This window comes from Streptomyces sp. iso_384 (assembly GCF_056172905.1).
Genome location: NZ_JBWBTT010000001.1, coordinates 6131256 through 6151119, shown reverse-complemented (window position 1 = coordinate 6151119; position 19864 = coordinate 6131256). Strand labels below are relative to the sequence as shown.

Annotated in this window: 14 protein-coding genes; 6 read left to right on the top strand and 8 right to left on the bottom strand. The window is 72.1% G+C overall.

All coding sequences use genetic code 11. From position 1 onward, the window contains the following. Both AC0VY3_RS27445 and AC0VY3_RS27440 read left to right on the top strand, forming a co-directional pair. Nucleotides 1–564, top strand: coding sequence for a DUF6114 domain-containing protein (locus AC0VY3_RS27445; RefSeq protein WP_475550837.1), 564 nt, complete (start codon nt 1–3; stop codon nt 562–564). After that, the gene (locus AC0VY3_RS27440) at nt 554–1891 is read left to right on the top strand and encodes an RNA polymerase sigma factor (protein WP_475550836.1); all 1338 of its coding nucleotides are present in this window, start codon (nt 554–556) and stop codon (nt 1889–1891) included. The genes AC0VY3_RS27445 and AC0VY3_RS27440 overlap by 11 nt, the downstream gene beginning before the upstream one ends. A 102-nt stretch (nt 1892–1993) precedes the next feature. Here AC0VY3_RS27440 and pyk read toward each other — a convergent pair whose 3' ends face one another. From pyk to pta, 3 genes are all read right to left on the bottom strand, one after another. Beyond that, complete coding sequence (gene pyk / locus AC0VY3_RS27435) at nt 1994–3424, bottom strand: pyruvate kinase (protein ID WP_103511490.1); 1431 nt, start codon at nt 3422–3424, stop codon at nt 1994–1996. Nucleotides 3425–3526: 102 nt separating this feature from the next. Beyond that, nucleotides 3527–4738 (bottom strand): acetate kinase, encoded by a 1212-nt coding sequence (locus tag AC0VY3_RS27430; RefSeq protein ID WP_475551741.1) that lies wholly within the window; start codon nt 4736–4738, stop codon nt 3527–3529. Nucleotides 4739–4776: 38 nt separating this feature from the next. Continuing rightward, nucleotides 4777–6912, bottom strand: a complete 2136-nt coding sequence (gene pta, locus AC0VY3_RS27425) for a phosphate acetyltransferase (protein ID WP_475550835.1) — start codon at nt 6910–6912, stop codon at nt 4777–4779. A gap of 281 nt (nt 6913–7193) precedes the next feature. Between pta and AC0VY3_RS27420 the strand changes: the two genes are divergently transcribed. Next, nucleotides 7194–8219, top strand: a complete 1026-nt coding sequence (locus AC0VY3_RS27420; protein WP_103511493.1) for an ATP-dependent 6-phosphofructokinase — start codon at nt 7194–7196, stop codon at nt 8217–8219. Nucleotides 8220–8283: 64 nt separating this feature from the next. Here the strand turns inward: AC0VY3_RS27420 and AC0VY3_RS27415 are convergent, their stop codons facing one another. The 3 genes from AC0VY3_RS27415 to AC0VY3_RS27405 all read right to left on the bottom strand — a co-directional run bounded on the left by AC0VY3_RS27415 (nt 8284) and on the right by AC0VY3_RS27405 (nt 11532). Next, a complete protein-coding gene (locus AC0VY3_RS27415) occupies nt 8284–8988 on the bottom strand; it encodes a helix-turn-helix transcriptional regulator (protein ID WP_181011033.1) in 705 nt (234 codons plus the stop codon). Between the two features lie 181 nt (nt 8989–9169). Then, nucleotides 9170–9844 (bottom strand): response regulator, encoded by a 675-nt coding sequence (locus AC0VY3_RS27410; RefSeq protein WP_103511494.1) that lies wholly within the window; start codon nt 9842–9844, stop codon nt 9170–9172. Then, nucleotides 9841–11532, bottom strand: coding sequence for a sensor histidine kinase (locus tag AC0VY3_RS27405; protein WP_475550834.1), 1692 nt, complete (start codon nt 11530–11532; stop codon nt 9841–9843). Before AC0VY3_RS27405 ends, AC0VY3_RS27410 begins: the two co-directional genes overlap by 4 nt. Before the next feature lie 169 nt (nt 11533–11701). Between AC0VY3_RS27405 and AC0VY3_RS27400 the strand changes: the two genes are divergently transcribed. The 3 genes from AC0VY3_RS27400 to AC0VY3_RS27390 all read left to right on the top strand — a co-directional run bounded on the left by AC0VY3_RS27400 (nt 11702) and on the right by AC0VY3_RS27390 (nt 15719). Further along, a complete protein-coding gene (locus AC0VY3_RS27400) occupies nt 11702–13069 on the top strand; it encodes a cation:dicarboxylate symporter family transporter (RefSeq protein ID WP_103511496.1) in 1368 nt (455 codons plus the stop codon). A 228-nt stretch (nt 13070–13297) separates the two neighbouring features. After that, nucleotides 13298–14593, top strand: a complete 1296-nt coding sequence (locus AC0VY3_RS27395) for an LAETG motif-containing sortase-dependent surface protein (protein WP_475550833.1) — start codon at nt 13298–13300, stop codon at nt 14591–14593. A 232-nt stretch (nt 14594–14825) separates the two neighbouring features. Then, on the top strand, nt 14826–15719 hold the full coding sequence (locus tag AC0VY3_RS27390; RefSeq protein ID WP_475550832.1) for an NAD(P)-dependent oxidoreductase: 894 nt from the start codon (nt 14826–14828) through the stop codon (nt 15717–15719). 80 nt (nt 15720–15799) lie between these two features. Here AC0VY3_RS27390 and glgB read toward each other — a convergent pair whose 3' ends face one another. After that, nucleotides 15800–18229: a 1,4-alpha-glucan branching enzyme gene (gene glgB / locus AC0VY3_RS27385; RefSeq protein ID WP_242741097.1), complete on the bottom strand. Its 2430-nt coding sequence runs from the start codon at nt 18227–18229 to the stop codon at nt 15800–15802. A 73-nt stretch (nt 18230–18302) separates the two neighbouring features. Next, a complete protein-coding gene (locus tag AC0VY3_RS27380) occupies nt 18303–19721 on the bottom strand; it encodes a maltokinase N-terminal cap-like domain-containing protein (protein ID WP_103509896.1) in 1419 nt (472 codons plus the stop codon). Nucleotides 19722–19864: the final 143 nt, after the last annotated feature.

The following is a 19864-nucleotide window of genomic DNA, read 5'->3' as shown; positions in this document are numbered from 1 at the left end:
ATGAGCCCCGAGTCCACAGGGCAGAACGAGCACCACCTTCACGTCGCCCGGCGACGCTTCCGCGCCTGGCGGGGTGACCGGCCGTTCTGGGCGGGTCTGTTCACCATCCTCGGCGGTGCGCCCATCGCCTACTTCCCGTACGCCGATCTGCATCTCGGCAACATGACGCTGACGATGTCCACCACCGCCGGCGCCGGGTCCCTGATCATCGGGGTTCTGCTGATCACGCTGGGTCTGACGATGTGGTTCCACCACATCGTCCGGGTGTTCGCCGGCGTCGCGGCCATCCTGCTCGCGCTGATCTCCATACCCGTCGCCAACATCGGCGGCTTCGTGATCGGGTTCGTCTTCGCCCTCGTCGGCGGGGCCCTGTCCGTTTCCTGGGCCCCCGGCGAACCCAGGAGCGACGAGGACCCGCTCGACGAGCAGGACGCCCGGCGCACGTCGCTCGAGAAGGACCTGCCGTACGAGGACGCGCTCCACGCCGCGGCCGTGCCCCAGCAGCAGGCCGCCGGGGCCGACCTGGCAGCCGACGCCGACGCCGGGAGGCATCGTGCGGGGTGACGAAGGACAGCGGACCTACCCCGGCGACGACTTCCGCGAGCGCAAGGGCCCCCGTCACGCGGCCCCCAAGAAGCCCCTCCTGGCCAAGCTTCACCTGCCCAGCGGCAAGAAGGCGCTGGCGCTCGCGGCGATGCCGACGGCGGTCTTCGTGGGCATGGGGCTGACCCCCAAGCTCGCCCTGGCCGACGACCGCGCCGACATCCCGTTCGCGCCGGGACCGTGCGTCACCCGGTCCGACGAGCCGAGCGAGAGCGAGTCGCCGAAGGCCACCCCGTCCCCGTCGGCCACGGCGAAGGACGACAAGAAGGACGGCGCGTCCGGCACGGACGACACCGCGACCCCGAAGCCCTCGGCGAGCGGTTCGGCCTCCGACGCGGACAAGGACACGGCGGACGGCGCGAAGCCCGACACCGGGGACAAGTCGGCCCAGGCCGCGGCGGAGGAGCCCGCCGAGACGCCCTCCGCGACCCCGACGCCCACCAGGTCGAAGAACCCGCTGGACCCGCTCGGGCTCGGCGACGCGCTGAAGGACCTCTTCGACGGCCCGGACGAGAAGGACGACGAGGCCGAGGAGAAGGCCGCGGACGAGAAGCCGGCGAGCCCGTCCCCGAGCCCGACGGCCGAGGCCCCGAAGGCGTCCGACGAGCCGAAGGACGAGGCGAAGGACCCGGTCGAGGGCGCGGCCGACAAGGCGAAGGAGACGTCCGACAAGACGGCCGACGCCATCCGCGAGGCGGCCGGGAAGGCCGGCAAGGACGTCGAGGAGCTCGACGAGGACGTCAAGGGACTCGACCCCAAGAAGGACGAGGACATCCCGGAGGGCGCCAAGCCGCGCTTCCCGTGCCCCGAGGCCGACCCGGACGCGCTCGCCGCGGCCGAGCTGGAGCCCGGCATCCCGCTGCTCCCGTCCGACCCGTGGACGCTGGAGTCGACGCTGCTCACCCTCAACGGCCTGGACTACCACGGCATCGTCGAGGTGAAGAAGGCGGACGGCAGCATCAAGAAGGTGCTGAAGTTCACCGCCAGCTCCATCGACATCAAGGACCTGCACCAGCTGACCGTCGGCCCCGCGGGCACGACCGGCCACGTGAAGTCGCGGCCCGGCTCCACGTCGACGATCCGCAACGGCGAGGTGACGATGTACACGGAGGAGCTGAAGGGCAACCTCTTCGGCCTCATCCCGATCACCTTCAGCCCGGAGACCCCGCCGCCGCTGAACGTCCCTTTCGCCTTCTTCACCAAGGTGAAGGTGGTCCAGGCCGGCCAGTTCGGCGGCACGCTCACCGTTCCGGGACTGCAGAACTACCTCGAAGGCGGCAACGGCTGACAGCCGCCCGCCCCCCGAACCCGTCCGGGAGCCGCACAGCACCGTGGGCCGTACTCCTCACCAGGAGTACGGCCCACGGTCATGCGGTGGAGCGGGTGCCGGTCAGTTGCGCTCGCCGCCGCCCAGGTGGTGCACCCGGACCATGTTGGTGGTGCCGGGGACGCCGGGGGGCGAGCCGGCGGTGATGACCATCGTGTCGCCGTCGCTGTAGCGGTTCAGCTTCAGCAGCTCCGCGTCGACCAGGTCGACCATCGCGTCGGTGTTGTCCACGTGCGGGACGACGTACGACTCGACGCCCCAGCTCAGCGCGAGCTGGTTGCGGGTGTTCTCGTCCGTGGTGAAGGCCAGGATCGGCTGGGCCGTGCGGTAACGGGAGAGGCGGCGGGCGGTGTCGCCGGACTGGGTGAAGGCGACCAGGGCCTTGCCGTCGAGGAAGTCCGCGATCTCGCAGGCGGCGCGGGCCACCGAACCACCCTGCGTACGGGGCTTCTTGCCGTGGACCAGCGGCTGGAGGCCCTTGGAGAGCAGCTCCTCCTCGGCGGCGCAGACGATCTTCGACATCGTCTTGACCGTCTCGATCGGATACGCGCCCACCGAGGACTCGGCGGACAGCATGACCGCGTCCGCGCCGTCCAGGATCGCGTTGGCGACGTCGGACGCCTCGGCGCGGGTCGGCCGCGAGTTGGTGATCATCGACTCCATCATCTGGGTCGCCACGATCACCGGCTTGGCGTTGCGCCGGCAGAGCTCCACCAGGCGCTTCTGCACCATCGGGACCTTCTCCAGCGGGTACTCGACGGCCAGGTCGCCGCGGGCCACCATCACACCGTCGAACGCCGCGACGACGCCCTCCATGTGCTCGACGGCCTGCGGCTTCTCCACCTTGGCGATGACGGGGACCCGGCGGCCCTCCTCGTCCATCACCTTGTGGACGTCCTTGACGTCGTCGGCGTCCCGGACGAAGGAGAGGGCGACCAGGTCGCAGCCCATCCGCAGGGCGAAGCGCAGGTCCTCGATGTCCTTCTCGGACAGGGCCGGGACGTTGACCGCCGCGCCGGGCAGGTTGATGCCCTTGTGGTCGGAGATGACGCCGCCCTCGATGACGATGGTCCTGACCCGGGGGCCCTCGACCGCGACGACCTTCAGCTCGACGTTGCCGTCGTTGATCAGGATCGGGTCGCCCTTGGTGACGTCGCCGGGCAGACCCTTGTAGGTCGTGCCGCAGATCGACTTGTCGCCGGGGACGTCCTCGGAGGTGATGGTGAACTCGTCCCCGCGGACCAGCTCGACCGGGCCCTCGGCGAACTTCGCCAGCCGGATCTTGGGGCCCTGGAGGTCGGCGAGCACGCCCACCGCGCGGCCGGTCTCGGCGGCCGCCTTGCGGACACGGTCGTAACGGCCCTGGTGTTCCTCGTGGGTGCCGTGACTGAAGTTGAAACGGGCCACGCTCATGCCGGCCTCGATCAGAGCGACGAGCTGCTCATGGGAGTCGACGGCGGGACCGAGGGTGCAGACGATTTTGGAACGGCGCATGAGGCGGATCCTATCGGTTTGTTTCGCTGCGGAATATTCCGTCTGGTGGAAGATACAAAGGGGCGCGGGGCCGCTCAGTTGTCGACCTGTCCGAACCGTGGACTACGGCCTCCCGACGAGCGCGAACGTCTGGTCGGCGATCTCCAGCTCCTCGTCCGTCGGCACCACGGCGACCGCCACCCGGGCGTACTCCGGCGAGATCAGCCGCGGTTCACCGGACCGTACGGAGTTGAGCGAGGCGTCCACCGCCATGCCCAGCTCCTCCAGGCCCGCGATGGCAGCTTCCCGCACCGGAGCCGCGTTCTCCCCGACCCCCGCCGTGAACGCCACCGCGTCCACCCGGCCGAGCACCGCCGTATAGGCGCCGATGTACTTCTTCAGCCGGTGGATGTAGATGTCGAAGGCCAGCTCGGCCCGCTCGTCGCCCTCGTCGATCCGGCGGCGGATCACCCGCATGTCGTTGTCGCCGCAGAGACCGACCAGCCCGCTCCTCTTGTTCAGCAGGACGTCGATCTCGTCGGCCGACATGCCCGCCACCCGCTTCAGATGGAAGGTGACCGCCGGATCGATGTCCCCGGAGCGGGTACCCATCACGAGCCCTTCCAAAGGCGTCAGCCCCATCGAGGTCTCGACGCACCGCCCGCCCGCGACCGCCGAGGCCGACGCCCCGTTGCCCAGGTGCAGCACGATGACGTTCACCTCCTCGGGGGTCTTCCCCAGCAGCTCGGCCGTCTTCCGCGAGACGTACGCGTGCGAGGTGCCGTGGAAGCCGTAGCGCCGGATGCGGTGCGCGTCGGCGGTCTCCACGTCGATCGCGTACCGCGCGGCGGCCTCCGGCATCGTCGTGTGGAACGCCGTGTCGAACACCGCCACCTGCGGCAGGTCCGGCCGCAGCGCCCGCGCCGTACGGATACCCGTGATGTTGGCCGGGTTGTGCAGCGGCGCGACCGGCACGAGGCGCTCGATCTCCTTCAGCACCTCGTCGGTGATCACGGTCGGCGCGCTGAACCTCAGCCCGCCGTGCACCACCCGGTGCCCGATCGCGGCGAGTTCGGGGGAGTCGAGGCCGAGGCCGTCCGCCGCCAGCTCCTCGGCCGCCGCCTTGAGCGCCTCGTCGTGGTCAGCGATCCGGCCCGTACGCTCACGGGGCTCGGCGCCGCCGCCGGTCAGCGGCGTGTGCACCAGGCGCGAGGTCTCCTCGCCGATCCGCTCGACCAGGCCCGAGGCGAGCCGGGAGCGGTCGCGCATGTCGAGGAGCTGGTACTTCACCGACGAGGAGCCGGAGTTGAGGACGAGGACGCGATGCGGTTCCACAGGGGCCGTGCCTTCGTGCTGGGGGATGGAGGAAGTCGTCATGCGGGGCGCTCCTCGCTCTGCGCCTGGATCGCCGTGATCGCCACGGTGTTGACGATGTCCTGGACGAGCGCGCCGCGCGACAGGTCGTTGACCGGCTTGCGCAGACCCTGGAGCACCGGACCGACCGCCACCGCGCCCGCCGAGCGCTGCACGGCCTTGTAGGTGTTGTTGCCGGTGTTCAGGTCCGGGAAGATCAGCACGGTGGCCTGCCCGGCCACCTCCGAATCCGGCAGCTTCGTCGCCGCGACGGACGGCTCGACCGCCGCGTCGTACTGGATCGGCCCCTCCACCCGCAGCTCCGGCCGCTCCGCCCGCAGCCGCTCGGTGGCCTCGCGCACCTTGTCGACGTCCGCGCCGGAGCCCGAGGTCCCGGTGGAGTACGACAGCATCGCGATCCGGGGCTCCACGCCGAAGCGGGCCGCCGTCACCGCCGACTGCACCGCGATGTCCGCGAGCTGCTCGGCGTTCGGGTCCGGGTTGACCGCGCAGTCGCCGTACACGAGGACCTTGTCGGCCAGGCACATGAAGAAGACGGAGGAGACGATCGACGCGTCCGGCTTGGCCCTCCCGTCACCCGCCGCCGCCCTGTCTGACGAGCTGCGCTCGGCCCTCTTCGTCTTGATGATCTCGAACGCCGGGCGGATCGTGGCCGCCGTGGAGTGCACCGACCCGGACACCATCCCGTCGGCGAGACCCTCCTGCACCATCAGCGTGCCGAAGTAGTTCACGTCCGCCACCACGTCGTGTGCCAGCTCCACCGTCACCCCGCGGTGCGCGCGCAGTTCGGCGTACCGCTCGGCGAAGGCCCCGCGCAGCTCCGAGGTCTGCGGGTCGATCAGCTGGGTGTCCGCGAGGTCGATGCCGAGGTCGGCGGCCTTCTTGCGGATCACGTCCACATCGCCGAGCAGCGTCAGATCGCAGACGTCCCGGCGCAGCAGCACGTCGGCGGCGCGCAGCACCCGCTCCTCGGCGCCCTCCGGCAGCACCACGCGCCTGCGGTCGGAGCGGGCCTGCTCCAGCAGCTCGTGCTCGAACATCATCGGCGTGACCCGTCCGCTGCGCGCCACCGAGATCCGGTCGAGGAGGGCGCCGGTGTCGACGTGCCGCTCGAACAGGCCCAGCGCGGTCTCCGCCTTACGGGGCGTCGCCGCGTTCAACTTGCCTTCGAGGGTGAAGAGTTCCGTCGCCGTGGGGAAGGAGCCGCCGGCCACCGAGACGACCGGGGTACCCGGTGCGAGCCGGGCGGCCAGCGTGAGTATCTCCTCGCCGGGGCGCTCGTTCAGGGTCAGCAGGACGCCCGCGATGGGCGGGGTGCCGGCGCTGTGCGCGGCCAGCGAGCCCACCACCAGGTCGGCCCGGTCCCCGGGCGTCACGACCATGCAGCCGGGCGTCAGCGCGTTCAGCAGATTCGGCAGCATCGCCCCGCCGAAGACGAAGTCCAGCGCGTCCCGTGCGAGGCCGGCGTCGTCGCCGAGCAGCACGGTGCCGTCCAGCGCCGCGGTGATCTGGGCGACCGTGGGGGCGGAGAGCGCCGGGTCGTCCGGCAGCACGGAGACGGGCACGGGCAGCCGGGCCGCGAGCCGCTCCGCCATCACCGTCCGGTCCTCGGGAGCGACGCGGTTGACCACCATCGCCAGCACATCGCAGCCGAGGCCGGCGTAGGCGCGGTAGGCGTTACGGGTCTCGGCGCGGACGGACTCCGCGGTCTGCCCCTTGCCGCCGACGACCGCGATCACCGAGGCGCCGAACTCGTTGGCCAGCCGGGCGTTGAGCGCCAGCTCGTCCGGGAGCTGGGTGGCGGCGAAGTCGCTGCCGAGGACGAGGACCACCTCGTACTCCCGGGCCACCTGATGGAAGCGCTCGACGAGCCGTGAGACCAGCTCGTCGGTACCCTCCTCCGCCTGCACGGTGGAGGCGTCGTGGTAGTCCAGGCCGTAGACGGAGTCCGGGCTCTGGGAGAGCCGGTAGCGGGCCCGCAGCAGCTCGTAGAGCCGGTCGGGTCCGTCATGGACCAGCGGGCGGAAGACGCCGACCCGGTCCACCTGACGCGTCAGAAGCTCCATGACTCCCAGCTCGACGACCTGACGGCCGTCCCCCCGGTCGATCCCGGTCACGTACACGCTGCGCGCCACGCGTGGTCTCCCGTCCATGTTCGGTGCCGCGACCCGCGGGGCGTCCGGACGTACGGTGCTGCCCCCGTGCCCGCCCGGCGGGTCACCGGGTGCGGCATTGGCCTGCATTGCCTCTTGACGATACCTGCGGGGGCCGCTATGCCGCCCGCCGGAGGTCCCGGCCCGGCCGAAAGCGCCGGGTCCATGCCGGGCGTGGGAGAATCGTGGAGGTTCAGGGCACGGGAGCCGCCTCGGTCGGCTCCCCGGAAAGCGCGGCACTAACGAGCAGGAGAAACACCTCGATGCGCATCGGCATTCTCACCGCGGGCGGCGACTGCCCCGGCCTGAACGCAGTGATCCGGTCGGTCGTCCACCGGGCCGTCGTCGGCCACGGCGACGAGGTCATCGGCTTCGAGGACGGCTTCAAGGGGCTGCTCGACGGCCACTTCCGCCCCTTGGACCTCAATGCGGTCAGCGGCATCCTGGCCCGCGGCGGCACCATCCTCGGCTCGGCCCGCCTGGAGCGCGACCGGCTGCGCGAGGCCGCCGAGAACTGCGAGGAGCTGGCCCGCCGTTACGGCATCGACGCGCTCATCCCGATCGGCGGCGAGGGCACGCTCACCGCGGCCCGGATGCTCTCCGACGCGGGCATGCCGGTCGTCGGCGTCCCGAAGACCATCGACAACGACATCTCCGCCACCGACCGCACCTTCGGGTTCGACACGGCGGTGGGTGTCGCGACCGAGGCCATAGACCGTCTCAAGACCACCGCCGAGTCCCACCAGCGGGTGATGGTCGTCGAGGTGATGGGCCGGCACGCGGGCTGGATCGCCCTGGAGTCCGGGATGGCCGGCGGAGCCCACGGCATCTGCCTGCCCGAGCGCCCCTTCGAGGTCGACGACCTGGTCAAGATGGTCGAGGAACGGTTCGCGCGCGGCAAGAAGTTCGCCGTCATCTGCGTCGCCGAGGGTGCGCACCCGGCCGAGGGCTCCATGCCGTACGCCAAGGGCGAGATCGACCAGTACGGTCACGAGCGCTTCCAGGGCATCGGCAACCGCCTCGCCATCGAGCTGGAGACCCGCCTCGGCAAGGAGGCCCGGCCGGTCATTCTCGGCCATGTCCAGCGCGGCGGCACGCCGACCGCGTACGACCGGGTGCTCGCCACCCGCTTCGGCTGGAACGCCGTGGAGGCCGTGCACCGCGGCGACTTCGGCCGGATGACCGCCCTGCGCGGCAACGACATCGCCATGGTCCCGCTCGCCGACGCCGTCACCCAGCTGAAGCGGGTACCCATCGAGCGGATGTACGAGGCCGAGTCGGTCTTCTAGGCCCCCGTCCAGGGCCTCCTGGCCGTTTCGAACCGCACGGGCCGCACGGGCGGCCCGTGCGGAGTCACACTCCGGCGGTCCGCCAGAACTGCTCCACCACCCGGGACAGGAACGCCCGGCCCGCGTCGCCCGTCGACCCGGAGCGTTCCTGGCCCGTGCTGCTCCAGCTCAGCGTGGAGACCATCAGCGCCTGGTAGTCGGTGTGCAGTTGTTCCAGTACGTCCTGGATCAGCACCCGGTCCAGCGGCACGATCTTGGCCACCGGCCGGACGTACGCCTGCCAGCGTGTGGTGACCGCGCTGCTCAGCAGCTCCGCCAGCTCCTCGTCGCGCCCGGTCGCCGTCAGGAACTGCGCCGCCGACAGACCCAGCGCCCGGCACAGCGCCGACGACTGTTTCTCGTTGCCCCGCCAGCGCCCCGACTCCTCCATCCGCTGGTACGAAGCGCCGGTCATGCCCAGCTGCCGGGCCAGGTCGTCCACGGTCAGGTCCCGGGTCATACGGTGTTCGCGCAGGGTGGCGGCGGCCGCCAGCAGCTCGCCGGGGGCGCACCAGAGGACGCCGGCGAGGGCGGTCAGCTCACGTTCCCCGGGGGTCGCGATGCCGCGCTCCCAGGCGATGACGGTCTCTGCGCTGATCCGGAGTCCGTACTGGGCGGCGAGCCCGTAGGCGACATGGCCGGGAGCCATCCCCAGAGCCTCGCGGAGACGGCGCGCGGCGGGGGCGTTGAATGGCGGGGTGGGGTGCACGGGCCCACCGTAGAAGTCCATTTCCGCCCTGGCTACGGTACGTTCCCCACAGAACACGCTTCGTAGGAACCTCCAGCCACGAACCGGGCGGGCGGTACGCGAATCCCTCCCCACCAGCGCTTTCTTTTCCGCCCCGGCCGAGGGCCGCCGGGGTGCCGAAACCGACCAGCAAGCGCTTGCCCGCCGACCGGTCGCTACCGGGTCAGCGCCCTGTCGCCAGCCAGCTGTAGTGCAGCTCCGGTCGGCCGACCTGCCCATAATGCGGACGCCTCGCGGCACTGCCGACGGTCACCAGATGCTCCAGGTACCGCCGGGCGGTGATCCGCGAGATCCCCAGACGCTCGCCGGCGGCGGCCGCCGTCACCCCCTCGGGCGACTCCTTCAGCACCCGCGTCACCGCCTCCAGCGTCGGACCGCTGAGCCCTTTGGGCAGGGCGGCCGGATGTGCGACCCGCAGCGCGCCCAGCGCCCGGTCCACCTCCTCCTGGCCGCTCGCCTCCCCGGCGACGCCCCGGAACTCCGCGTACCGCACCAGCCGGTCGCGCAGCGTGGGGTACGTGAACGGCTTCAGCACGTACTGCACGACGCCGAGCGACACCCCTTCCCGCACCACCGCGAGATCCCGGGCCGAGGTCACCGCGATCACATCCGCCCCGTGGCCGGAGGCCCGCAGCGAACGCAGCAGCCCGAGCCCGTGCCCGTCGGGCAGATAGAGGTCGAGCAGCAGCAGATCCACCGGCGTCCGCTCCAGCGCCCGCACCGCCGCAGCCCGGGTGTGCGCCACCGCCGTCACCGTGAAGCCCTCGACCCGCTCCACGTACATCTGGTGGGCGTCGGCGGCCACCGGATCGTCCTCCACCACCAGCACTCTGATCATGCCGTGACCTCCTTCGCCCGGGTCCCCGCCGCCGTACGGTCCCCGAGCGGCAGCCGTACGGTGAACCGCGCGCCGCCGCCCGGACCCGCGTCCAGCTCCACCGTGCCTCCGTTGCGGTGCGCCGCCTGCCGGACCAGCGCCAGGCCGAGCCCGCGCCCCGCCCCGTGCGTCGACCAGCCCCGCCGGAACACCTCGTCCGCCGCCTCCGGGCCGATGCCCGCGCCCGTGTCCGCGACCCGCAGCAACAGCTCCCGCTCGTCCGCGAGCGCGGTCACCGTGACCCGGGCCCGCCCCGCCGGAGCCCCGGCCGCCCGGGGCGCGGGCACCGCGGCCCCGGTTTCCTCCGCACCGTCCGGGCCCTCCGACGCGGCCTCCACCGCGTTGTCGATCAGATTGCCGAGGATCGTCACCAGATCGCGCTGGGCCAGCGAGGGCGGCAGCGCCCCGTCGTCGATCAGGCTGTCCTCCGCGAGCACCAGCTCCACGGCCCGCTCTTTCGCCTGGGCCGCCTTGCCCAGCAGCAGCGCCGCCAGCACCGGCTCCTCCACCGCCCCCACCACCCGGTCGGTCAGCACCTGAGCCAGTTCCAGTTCCGCCGTCGCGAAGTCCACCGCCTCCTCCACCCGGCCCAGCTCGATCAGCGACACCACGGTGTGCAGCCGGTTCGCCGCCTCGTGGGCCTGCGAGCGCAGCGCCTGCGTGAAGCCGCGCTCGGAGTCCAGCTCACCGGAGAGCGCCTGGAGCTCGGTGTGGTCGCGCAGGGTCACCACCGTGCCGCGCCGCTCACCGCCCACCACCGGACGGGTGTTGACCACGATCACCCGCTCCGCCGTCAGATGCAGCTCGTCCACCCGGGCCTCCGACGCCAGCGGCGCCCCGGTCAGCGGCGCGGGCAGCGCCAGCTCGTCGACCGTACGGCCGACCGCCTCCGCGTCCGCCCCCAGGCCCAGCAGCTCCCGCCCGGCGTCGTTGATCAGCGCGATCCGCCGCCGCCCGTCCAGCATCAGCAGCCCCTCGCGCACCGCGTGCAGGGTGGCCTGGTGGTAGTCGTGCAGCCGGCTGAGCTCGGCCGCGTTCATCCCGTGGGTGTGCCGCCGCAGCCGGGCGTTGACCACGTACGTACCGATCCCGCCGAGGGCCAGCGCCCCGCCCGCCGCCAGCGCGAGGGCGCCGAGCTGTTCCCGTACCTGCGAGGAGACCCGGTCCACCGTGATGCCCGCGCTGACCAGGCCGACGATCCGCCCGTCGTCGCGGATCGGGGTGACCACCCGTATCGAGGGGCCCAGCGTGCCGGTGTACGTCTCGGTGAAGGTCTGCCCGCGCAGCGCCTTCGCGGTGTTCCCGAGGAAGGTGTCGCCGATCTGCGTCGTGTCCGGATGCGTCCAGCGCACCCGCTCGGTGTCCATGATCGTGACGAAGGCGATCCCGGTGTCCTCGCGCACCCGCTCCGCGTACGGCTGGAGTACGGCGGACGGGTCCGGGGTACGGATGGCCTCCCGTACGGAGGGGGAATCGGCCACGGCGAGGGCCGCCACCCGCACCTGCCGGGCGGCCGTCTCCTCGGCCTGCGCGCTGCCCGACACGTAGGCGAAGACGGCGCACCCGGCCACCACCGCGGCGATGAGCACGACCTGCATGGCGAAGAGCTGACCCGCCAGGCTGCGCGGGAGGGTACGGGGGAGACGCATACCCCACAGTCTGCCTGGCCCGGCCGGAGGCTCCCGGAGGTCTCCCGGTTGGCCGGAAAGCGACTGTGAACGATATGAACGCAAGGGTGACCGGGGTCACAGGTCGGTGGATAGTCACCGAAGCCCCCAGGGACGGGGGCGCAAGCCCACCGAGCCGAGGAGCCCCACCATGGCTGTGGCAGCCAAACAACGGGACCGCACCCACTACCTGTACATCGCCGTGATCGCCGCCGTGGCGCTCGGCATCCTGGTGGGCTTCGCGGCCCCCGGGGTGGCCGTCGAGCTGAAGCCCATCGGCGCCGGATTCGTGAACCTGATCAAGATGATGATCTCGCCGATCATCTTCTGCACGATCGTCCTGGGCGTCGGCTCGGTCCGCAAGGCCGCCAAGGTCGGCGCGGTCGGCGGTCTGGCGCTCGGCTACTTCCTGGTCATGTCGACCGTGGCCCTCGCCATCGGCCTGCTGGTCGGCAACGTCCTGGAGCCCGGCTCCACCCTGCACATCACCGAGCAGGCGCGGGCCGCGGGCGAGGCACAGGCGTCCGGCGCGAGCGAGTCCACCGTGGACTTCCTGCTCGGCATCATCCCGACCACGATCGTCTCCGCCTTCACCGCGGGCGAGGTCCTCCAGACCCTCCTCGTCGCGCTGCTCGCGGGCTTCGCGCTCCAGGCGATGGGCTCGGCCGGCGAGCCGATCATCCGCGGCATCACCCACATCCAGCGCCTCGTCTTCCGCATCCTCGCCATGATCATGTGGGCCGCCCCGGTCGGCGCGTTCGGCGCGATCGCCGCGGTGGTCGGCGAGACCGGCCTCGACGCCCTGAAGTCGCTGGCGATCATCATGATCGGCTTCTACGTCACCTGCGCGCTGTTCGTCTTCGTGGTGCTCGGCGCGATCCTGCGGCTGGTCGCCGGGGTAAACCTGTTCGCGCTGCTGAAGTACCTGGGCCGCGAGTTCCTGCTCATCCTGTCCACCTCCTCCTCCGAGTCGGCCCTGCCGCGGCTGATCGCGAAGATGGAGCACCTGGGCGTCAGCAAGCCCGTCGTCGGCATCACCGTGCCGACCGGCTACTCCTTCAACCTCGACGGCACCGCGATCTACCTCACGATGTCCTCGCTCTTCATCGCCAACGCGATGGGTGACCCGCTGAGCGCGAGCGAGCAGATCTCGCTGCTGGTCTTCATGATCATCGCCTCGAAGGGTGCGGCGGGCGTGACCGGCGCCGGCCTGGCGACCCTGGCCGGCGGACTCCAGTCGCACCGCCCCGAACTCGTCGACGGCGTCGGCCTGATCGTCGGCATCGACCGCTTCATGAGCGAGGCCCGCGCGCTGACCAACTTCGCGGGCAACGCGGTCGCCACCGTGCTGGTCGGCCACTGGACCAAGGAGATCGACAAGGACCGGGTGAACGAGGTGCTGGCCGGCCGGGCGCCGTTCGACGAGAAGACCCTGGTGGACGACCACGCCCCGGCCGGCGGCTCCGACGAACTGCCCGAGCAGCGGGAGACCGCCCCCGAGCAGCCCGCCAAGGTCTGACCCGCACCGCCCCGCACTGCCGCGTCACCCCCCGACGCCGCAGCGGCGCCCCCGGGCCGCCGCGGTACCCCCCACACAAGGACACCCGTGCCTCCCCCGGTACGGGTGTCCTTATGTCTGTGTTCTGTCACGACCGTTTCGGCGGGCACAACCCCCCTTGTCCGGCACCGGTCTTGAGAGGTGAAGGACCGCAGTCCGCCCCACGCGCCCCACGACCGAAGGACCTCCATGCGCATCACGCCTTCCCGCCGCCGGACCCTCCGTGGCTCCACCGCCGCCCTAGCCGCCACCGCGCTGGTGGCGTTGGGTGCCGCGCCGGCGCTCGCCGACGAACCGGAGCCGGACCTCGGCGTCGGAACGATCGCACCGATCAAGGGGGTTCAGGCCGGGGCTGCGTTCTCCACCCCGCTGACCTTTCTCAACAAGGGGTCGGAGGAGGTGCCCGTCTCCTATGTGACGTACGCGGTGTCGCCCGGCCTGAAGGCGGACGAGACGTACCGGAACTGCAGCTACTACACGATCCCGTCCTACGACGAGATGCCCGACTCGCATGTCGCCGCCTGCAAGATCGACCAGCCGCTGAAGCCGGGCGTCGTCTACGGCACGGCGAAGCCCGTCTCCCTCAAGGCGCTCGACTCCGCGCTCAACGACGACCTGCGGGTGACGATCGGCGTCACCGAGCCGGACCCGGACGCGGGCGACAGCGGCTCCACCGAGCCGGTGCCGGGCACCGGCGACCCGCTCACCCTGGTCGAGAAGGGCCCGGCCACCGACGCCGACCGGGAGAACCACCCCGAGCCGGTCGCCTCGGCCGACGTCACCGCGGCGAACACCGCCGACTTCGGCCTGGCCGGCGCCGAGCTGAAGGGCGAGCCCGGCGAGCAGGTCACCGCCACGGTGAAGTTCACCAACGCGGGCCCCGCCCGGGTACAGGGCGCCCGCGACCGGAGCGTGGCCACCGTCGACGTCCGCATACCGAAGGGCACGTCCGTCGTCAAGGCGCACGGATACTGCGACGCGGTCACCAAGACGCACTACCGCTGCGGGACCTCGCAGTCCTGGGTCGACGTGGACGGCGGCGAGAGCTACCCCTTCGTCCTGCGCATCGACAAGGCGGTGGGCCGCACCACGGGTGAGGTCTCCTTCAGCGGCCAGGAGCGCCCCTTCGACCGGAATACCGCCAACGACACCGCGCAGATCGTGATCGACACCGGCAAGGGCGCGGACACCTCGGGTTCCTCCGGCTCGTCCGGTTCCACCGGCGGTACGGGCGGCTCCTCGTCCACCGGCGGCTCCGACACCACCGGCGGCACGAGCGGCACCGGCGGTTCGGGCTCCTCCGGCGGCTCCGCCGGCACGGGCGGCTCGACGACCGGCGGCGCCACCCCGCAGACCGGCGGCACCCTCGCGGCGACCGGCTCGGACTCCACCGCACCGCTCGCCGGCATGGCGGCCGCCGCGGTGGCGGCGGGCGGCGGCATCGTCTGGGCCGTGCGCCGACGGTCCGCGGCCCGGGGAAACTGACGCCCCGGTCCCTCGCTCGCCTCGGCGCCGGCCATCCCCGCGGCGGCGTCGGCGTCAGGGCATACGTTCTTCCGATGCGCATCGGGGAGTCGGCCGACGCGCGGACTGCTCCGGGAGCCGGCGGACGTCCTGGCCCCGGTCGGCCGCTGACCTGCATCCTTTCCTCGAAGTGCGTATCTGACAGTCAAGTGGGTTCTGGTCACGCCCGGTTCGCGCGCCCAGCATGGTCCCCATGAAGCAAGCGAACACGACCACCGATCCCACCCCCGTCACCGTTCTCGGCCTCGGCGACATGGGCCGCTCCCTGGCCCGCGCCTTCCTGGCCGCCGGCCACCCCACCACCGTCTGGAACCGTTCGTCCGGAAAGGGCGAGGACGTCGTCGGCCTCGGCGCGGTGCGGGCCGCGTCCGCCGAGGAGGCTGTTCGGGCGAGCGGACTCGTCGTGGTCTGCCTCGTCGACTACGACGCCTCCGACGCGGTCCTGGAGCCGCTGGCCGAAGCGCTTCGGGGGCGGGTCCTGGTCAACCTCACCTCGGACACCCCGGCCCGTTCGCGGCGGACCGCCGCCTGGGCCGAGAAGCACGCCCTGTCCTACCTCGACGGCGCGATCATGGTGCCGGTCGACGTGGTCGGCTCGGCGGACGCGCTGATCTTCCACTCCGGCGACCGGGCCGCGTTCGAGACGCACGAGGCCGCCCTCAAGGCGCTCGGCGCGCCCGCCACCTTCCTCGGCGAGGACCACGGGCTCGCCGCCGCCTACGACATGGCGATGCTGGACTTCTTCTACGGAGCCATGGGCGGCCTGGTCCACGCCTTCGCGCTGGCCCGCGCCGAGGGCATCGACGGCGCGTCGCTCGCCCCGTACCTCAACACCATCGCGGGCATCCTGCCGCCGATCGCGGCCTACACGGCGACCGACATCGACTCCCGTACCTACGTGGGCGAGGGCGGGAACCTCGCCATGATGGCGGCCAGCGTCGACCACATCCTGCACACCTCGAAGGACCACGGCCTGGACGTCTCGCAGCTGGTGGGGCTGAAGTCCGTCACCGACCGGGCCGTCGCCGAGGGCCACGGCTCCTCGTCCTGGTCGAGCATCGTCGAGGTGATCGCCGCCGGGCGCTGACCCGCCGTGAACGGGGGAGGGGCCCGCACCGCGTCCACCGTCGATGCGGTACGGGCCCCGGGCTCATCCCACCGTGGCGGCTACGCCGGGCGGAACCACACCGTCGACAGCGGCGGCAGCGTCAGCGAGATGCTGGCCGGACGGCCGTGCGCGGGCACCGCCTCCGCCTTCAGCGGCTCCTCGTTGCGCACATCGCCACCGCCGTACCGGGCCGCGTCGGTGTTCAGGACCTCCACCCAGCCCTCCGTACCGGTCTCCGGCACCCCGAGGCGGTAGTCGCTGCGGACCGCCGGGGAGAAGTGCGAGACCGCGAGCAGCGGGGAGCCGTCCGCGTCGTACCGCAGGAACGCGAACACATTGTCCTCGGCCGCCCCGCCGTCCACCCAGCTGAACCCCTCCGGCACGGTGTCGCGCTGCCACAGCGCGGGCACCGCCCCGTACACCGCGTTCAGATCGCCGACCAGGGTCCGCACCCCGCGGTGGTCGCCGGACGCGTCGTACGCCGGGTCCAGCAGCCACCAGTCCGGGCCGTGCCCCTCGGACCACTCCGCACCCTGGGCGAACTCCTGTCCCATGAAGAGGAGTTGCTTGCCGGGGTGGGCCCACATGAAGCCCAGGTAGGCGCGGTGGTTGGCGCGCTGCTGCCACCAGTCGCCGGGCATCTTCGTCACCAGCGCCTGCTTGCCGTGCACCACCTCGTCGTGCGAGATCGGCAGCACATAGTTCTCGCTGTACGCGTACACCATCGAGAACGTCATCTCGTCGTGGTGGTACTTGCGGTGGATCGGCTCCTTGGACATGTAGACCAGCGAGTCGTGCATCCAGCCCATGTTCCACTTCAGCCCGAAGCCCAGGCCGCCGCTGTCGGTGGGCCGGGTGACACCGTCCCAGGCGGTGGACTCCTCGGCGATGGTGACGACGCCCGGGTTGCGGCGGTAGACGGTCGCGTTCATCTCCTGGAGGAAGGCGACCGCGTCCAGGTTCTCCCGGCCGCCGAACTCGTTGGGCGACCACTGGCCGTCCTCGCGGGAGTAGTCGAGGTAGAGCATCGAGGCCACCGCGTCGACCCGCAGCCCGTCGATGTGGAACTCCTCGCACCAGTACGTGGCGTTGGCGACCAGGAAGTTACGCACCTCGGTGCGGCCGTAGTCGAACTCCAGCGTCCCCCAGTCCGGGTGCGCCGCACGCTGCGGATCGGAGTGCTCGTACAGCGGGCGCCCGTCGAACTCGGCCAACGCCCAGTCGTCGCGCGGGAAATGAGCCGGGACCCAGTCCATGATCACACCGATACCGGCCCGGTGCAGCGCGTCCACCAGGAAGCGGAAATCGTCCGGGGTGCCCATCCGCGAGGTCGGCGCGTAGAAGCCGGTCACCTGATAGCCCCAGGAGCCGCCGAAGGGATGCTCGGAGACCGGCATCAGCTCGACATGCGTGAAGCCCAGGTCCTTGACGTACGCGGGCAGCTGTTCGGCCAGCTGACGATACGTCAGGCCCGGGCGCCAGGAGCCGAGATGGACCTCGTACACCGAGAACGGGGCCTCGTGGACCGGCCGGTCGCCCCGGTGCGCCATCCAGTCCGCGTCCTGCCACTCGTGGTGCGGGGCGGTGACGATCGACGCGGTCGCGGGCGGCACCTCGGTGCGCCGGGCCATCGGGTCGGCCCGCACCGTGTGCGAACCGTCCGGGCGGCAGATGTCGTACTTGTACAGCGCGCCCTCGCCGACCCCGGGCAGGAACAGCTCCCACACCCCGGTCGAGCCGAGCGAACGCATCGGCGTGCCCGTGCCGTCCCAGTAGGTGAAGTCACCGGTGACCCGCACACCGCGCGCGTTCGGCGCCCACAACGTGAACCGGGTCCCGGCCACCCCCTGGTGGACCATCGGCTCCGCGCCGAGCGCCCGCCACAGCTCCTCGTGCCGGCCCTCGCCGATCAGATGCAGGTCGAGCTCGCCGATCGCCGGCCAGAAGCGGTAGGGATCCTCCACCTCGATGGTGGTGTCCTCGTACGCCACTTCCAGCCGGTACGCGGGCGCCTCCGGCACCGGCAGCACTCCGGAGAAGAAGCCGTCGCCGTCGTCGTGCAGCTCGGCCCGGAGCCCGGCCGCCAGCACCGTGACCGACCGTGCGAACGGCCGCAGCGCCCTGACCAGCACCCCGCCCGGGATCGGGTGCGCGCCGAGCACATCGTGCGGCGCGTGATGGTCGCCGGCCAGCAGCCGGCCGCGGTCCGCGCCGTCCAGGGCCGGTGCGGGGCGCGCGCCCTGGCCGCCGTCACCGGCCTGCCGGGGGCGCGGCGGCACCGCGTCGGCGCGCCGGGGCCTGGCGCGCCTGGCGGACGCGGCCTTGGTGGCGGTGGCGGCGGGCGCCGGTGCGGGGGCGGCCGCCGCGTCGGCGGAGGTCTCGGCTGCGGCGATCTCGACGGCGGGTTCGGCGGCGGCCTCGACGGGCACGTCGGCCGGTACTTCGGTGGTCTTGCGGGATGCCTTGCGGGACGGCTTGCGGGCGGTCACAGGGACTGCCTCCTCGGAGGGTGAAGGGGAGAAGCACGGGTGGAGGGGCGGGAGGTGCGTGGGGGGGCGCGGCTCAGGCCGCGGCGGACTGGGCCAGCCGTCGGATGGCCGCCATCGGAACCGGCAGCCAGTCGGGGCGGTGCCGGGCCTCGTACAGCACCTCGTACACGGCCTTGTCGGTCTCATGGGCGCGCAGCAGCTCCGGCTCGCCGCGCGGATCGGTGCCCGAACCCTGTGCGTAGCCCTCGCAGTAGGCGGCACGGCAGCGGGCCGCCCACTCCGGGTTCCACGGGCGGTGCGAGCGGGCCGCGTAGTCGAAGGACCGCAGCATGCCCGCGACATCACGCACCGGGGGCGCGGGCCTGCGGCGCTCGGGCAGCGGGCGGGCCGGCTCGCCCTCGAAGTCGATCAGCGACCAGAATCCGTCGGCGGAGCGCAGGGTCTGCCCGAGGTGGAGATCGCCGTGCACCCGTTGCTGGGCCCAGCCGCTGCCCCGCGCCCCCAGGTCGGTCACCGCCTCGAACGCGGCGCGCAGTCCGGGGACGTACGGCACGAGCGCCGGGACCGCCTGGGCGGCGGCCTCCAGCCGCTGCGTCATCTGCGAGACGAGCTGCCGGGTCTGGGTGCCGCGCAGCGCCGGGGTCGGCAGCGCGGCGGCGAGCGCGGTGTGCACCTCGGCGGTGGCCCGGCCCAGCGCCCGCGCCTCGGGCAGGAAGTCGCGGCCCGCGGCGAGCGCGGCCAGCGCGAGCTGCCAGCCGTCCCGCGCTCCGTGCAGAAAGGGCTGGAGGACGCCGAGGGTGAGCGGTTCGGGGCCCGGGGCCTCGAACCAGGCGACCGGGGCGGGCACCCGCTCGCACCCCTCGCCGGTGAGCGCGAGGGGCAGCTCCAGGTCCGGGTTGGTGCCCGGGAAGACGCGCCGGAAGATCTTGAGGATGAACGCGTCCCCGTAGACGAGCGAGGAGTTGGACTGCTCGGCGTCCAGCACCCGGGGCGCGAGACCGGCCGGGATAGCGGCGGTCCGCTCGAAGCGCAGCGAGCCGAGGTGCCCGGGGCGGCGGAAGCGCTCCAGCAGCAGATCGGCCAGGCGTGGATCGTGCAGCGCGTCGTAGACGGTCCGGCCGGCGAGCGGGCCCCGCTCCACCCGGCCGATCAGGGCGCCCGAGAGCAGCGGCGGCAGTGACGTTCGTGCGCCCAGGAGCAGTTGGTAGCAGTCCTCGGCGGGGCGGGACTGCTGGGAGGGCTGCTCGACCCGCAGCAGCAGATGCAGGAGCCCCGGGCCGGCCGTGCCGTCCAGCGGCAGCATCTCGGTGGCCGAGACCAGGGAGAAGCCGGTGACCGGCCGGCCCTTGCCGGCGAACCACCGCTGCCGGGGCAGCCATGCGTGGAGCAGTGGGGCGAGGGACGGGAGCAGGGCCTCGTCCGTCCTACTGGGGGTTGCGCTGATCCTCGTGCTCTTCGCCAGGGCGACGTGAGTGGATGCAGCCTCCGACATGGCATCGCGTCCTTTCCCCGGGCACACAGGATGCGAAGAGTGTCCCGGATTGCGGCAATGGCTGTCCGGCTGTGCGGGACGTGTCGGGAGAGGAAGGTGCTTACGGACTCGAACGGCGGAACCGTGAAGGCCAGGGGCGGCGG

Excerpts from the sequence above, each read along its gene's own strand:
- AC0VY3_RS27380 (WP_103509896.1), bottom strand. The coding sequence starts at position 19,721 with ATGTCGGAGGCTGCATCCACTCACGTCGCCCTGGCGAAGAGCACGAGG.
- AC0VY3_RS27405 (WP_475550834.1), bottom strand. The coding sequence starts at position 11,532 with ATGCGTCTCCCCCGTACCCTCCCGCGCAGCCTGGCGGGTCAGCTCTTC.
- AC0VY3_RS27390 (WP_475550832.1), top strand. The coding sequence starts at position 14,826 with ATGAAGCAAGCGAACACGACCACCGATCCCACCCCCGTCACCGTTCTC.
- AC0VY3_RS27400 (WP_103511496.1), top strand. The coding sequence starts at position 11,702 with ATGGCTGTGGCAGCCAAACAACGGGACCGCACCCACTACCTGTACATC.
- AC0VY3_RS27410 (WP_103511494.1), bottom strand. The coding sequence starts at position 9,844 with ATGATCAGAGTGCTGGTGGTGGAGGACGATCCGGTGGCCGCCGACGCC.
- pyk (WP_103511490.1), bottom strand. The coding sequence starts at position 3,424 with ATGCGCCGTTCCAAAATCGTCTGCACCCTCGGTCCCGCCGTCGACTCC.
- AC0VY3_RS27420 (WP_103511493.1), top strand. The coding sequence starts at position 7,194 with ATGCGCATCGGCATTCTCACCGCGGGCGGCGACTGCCCCGGCCTGAAC.
- AC0VY3_RS27395 (WP_475550833.1), top strand. The coding sequence starts at position 13,298 with ATGCGCATCACGCCTTCCCGCCGCCGGACCCTCCGTGGCTCCACCGCC.
- AC0VY3_RS27445 (WP_475550837.1), top strand. The coding sequence starts at position 1 with ATGAGCCCCGAGTCCACAGGGCAGAACGAGCACCACCTTCACGTCGCC.
- AC0VY3_RS27415 (WP_181011033.1), bottom strand. The coding sequence starts at position 8,988 with ATGGACTTCTACGGTGGGCCCGTGCACCCCACCCCGCCATTCAACGCC.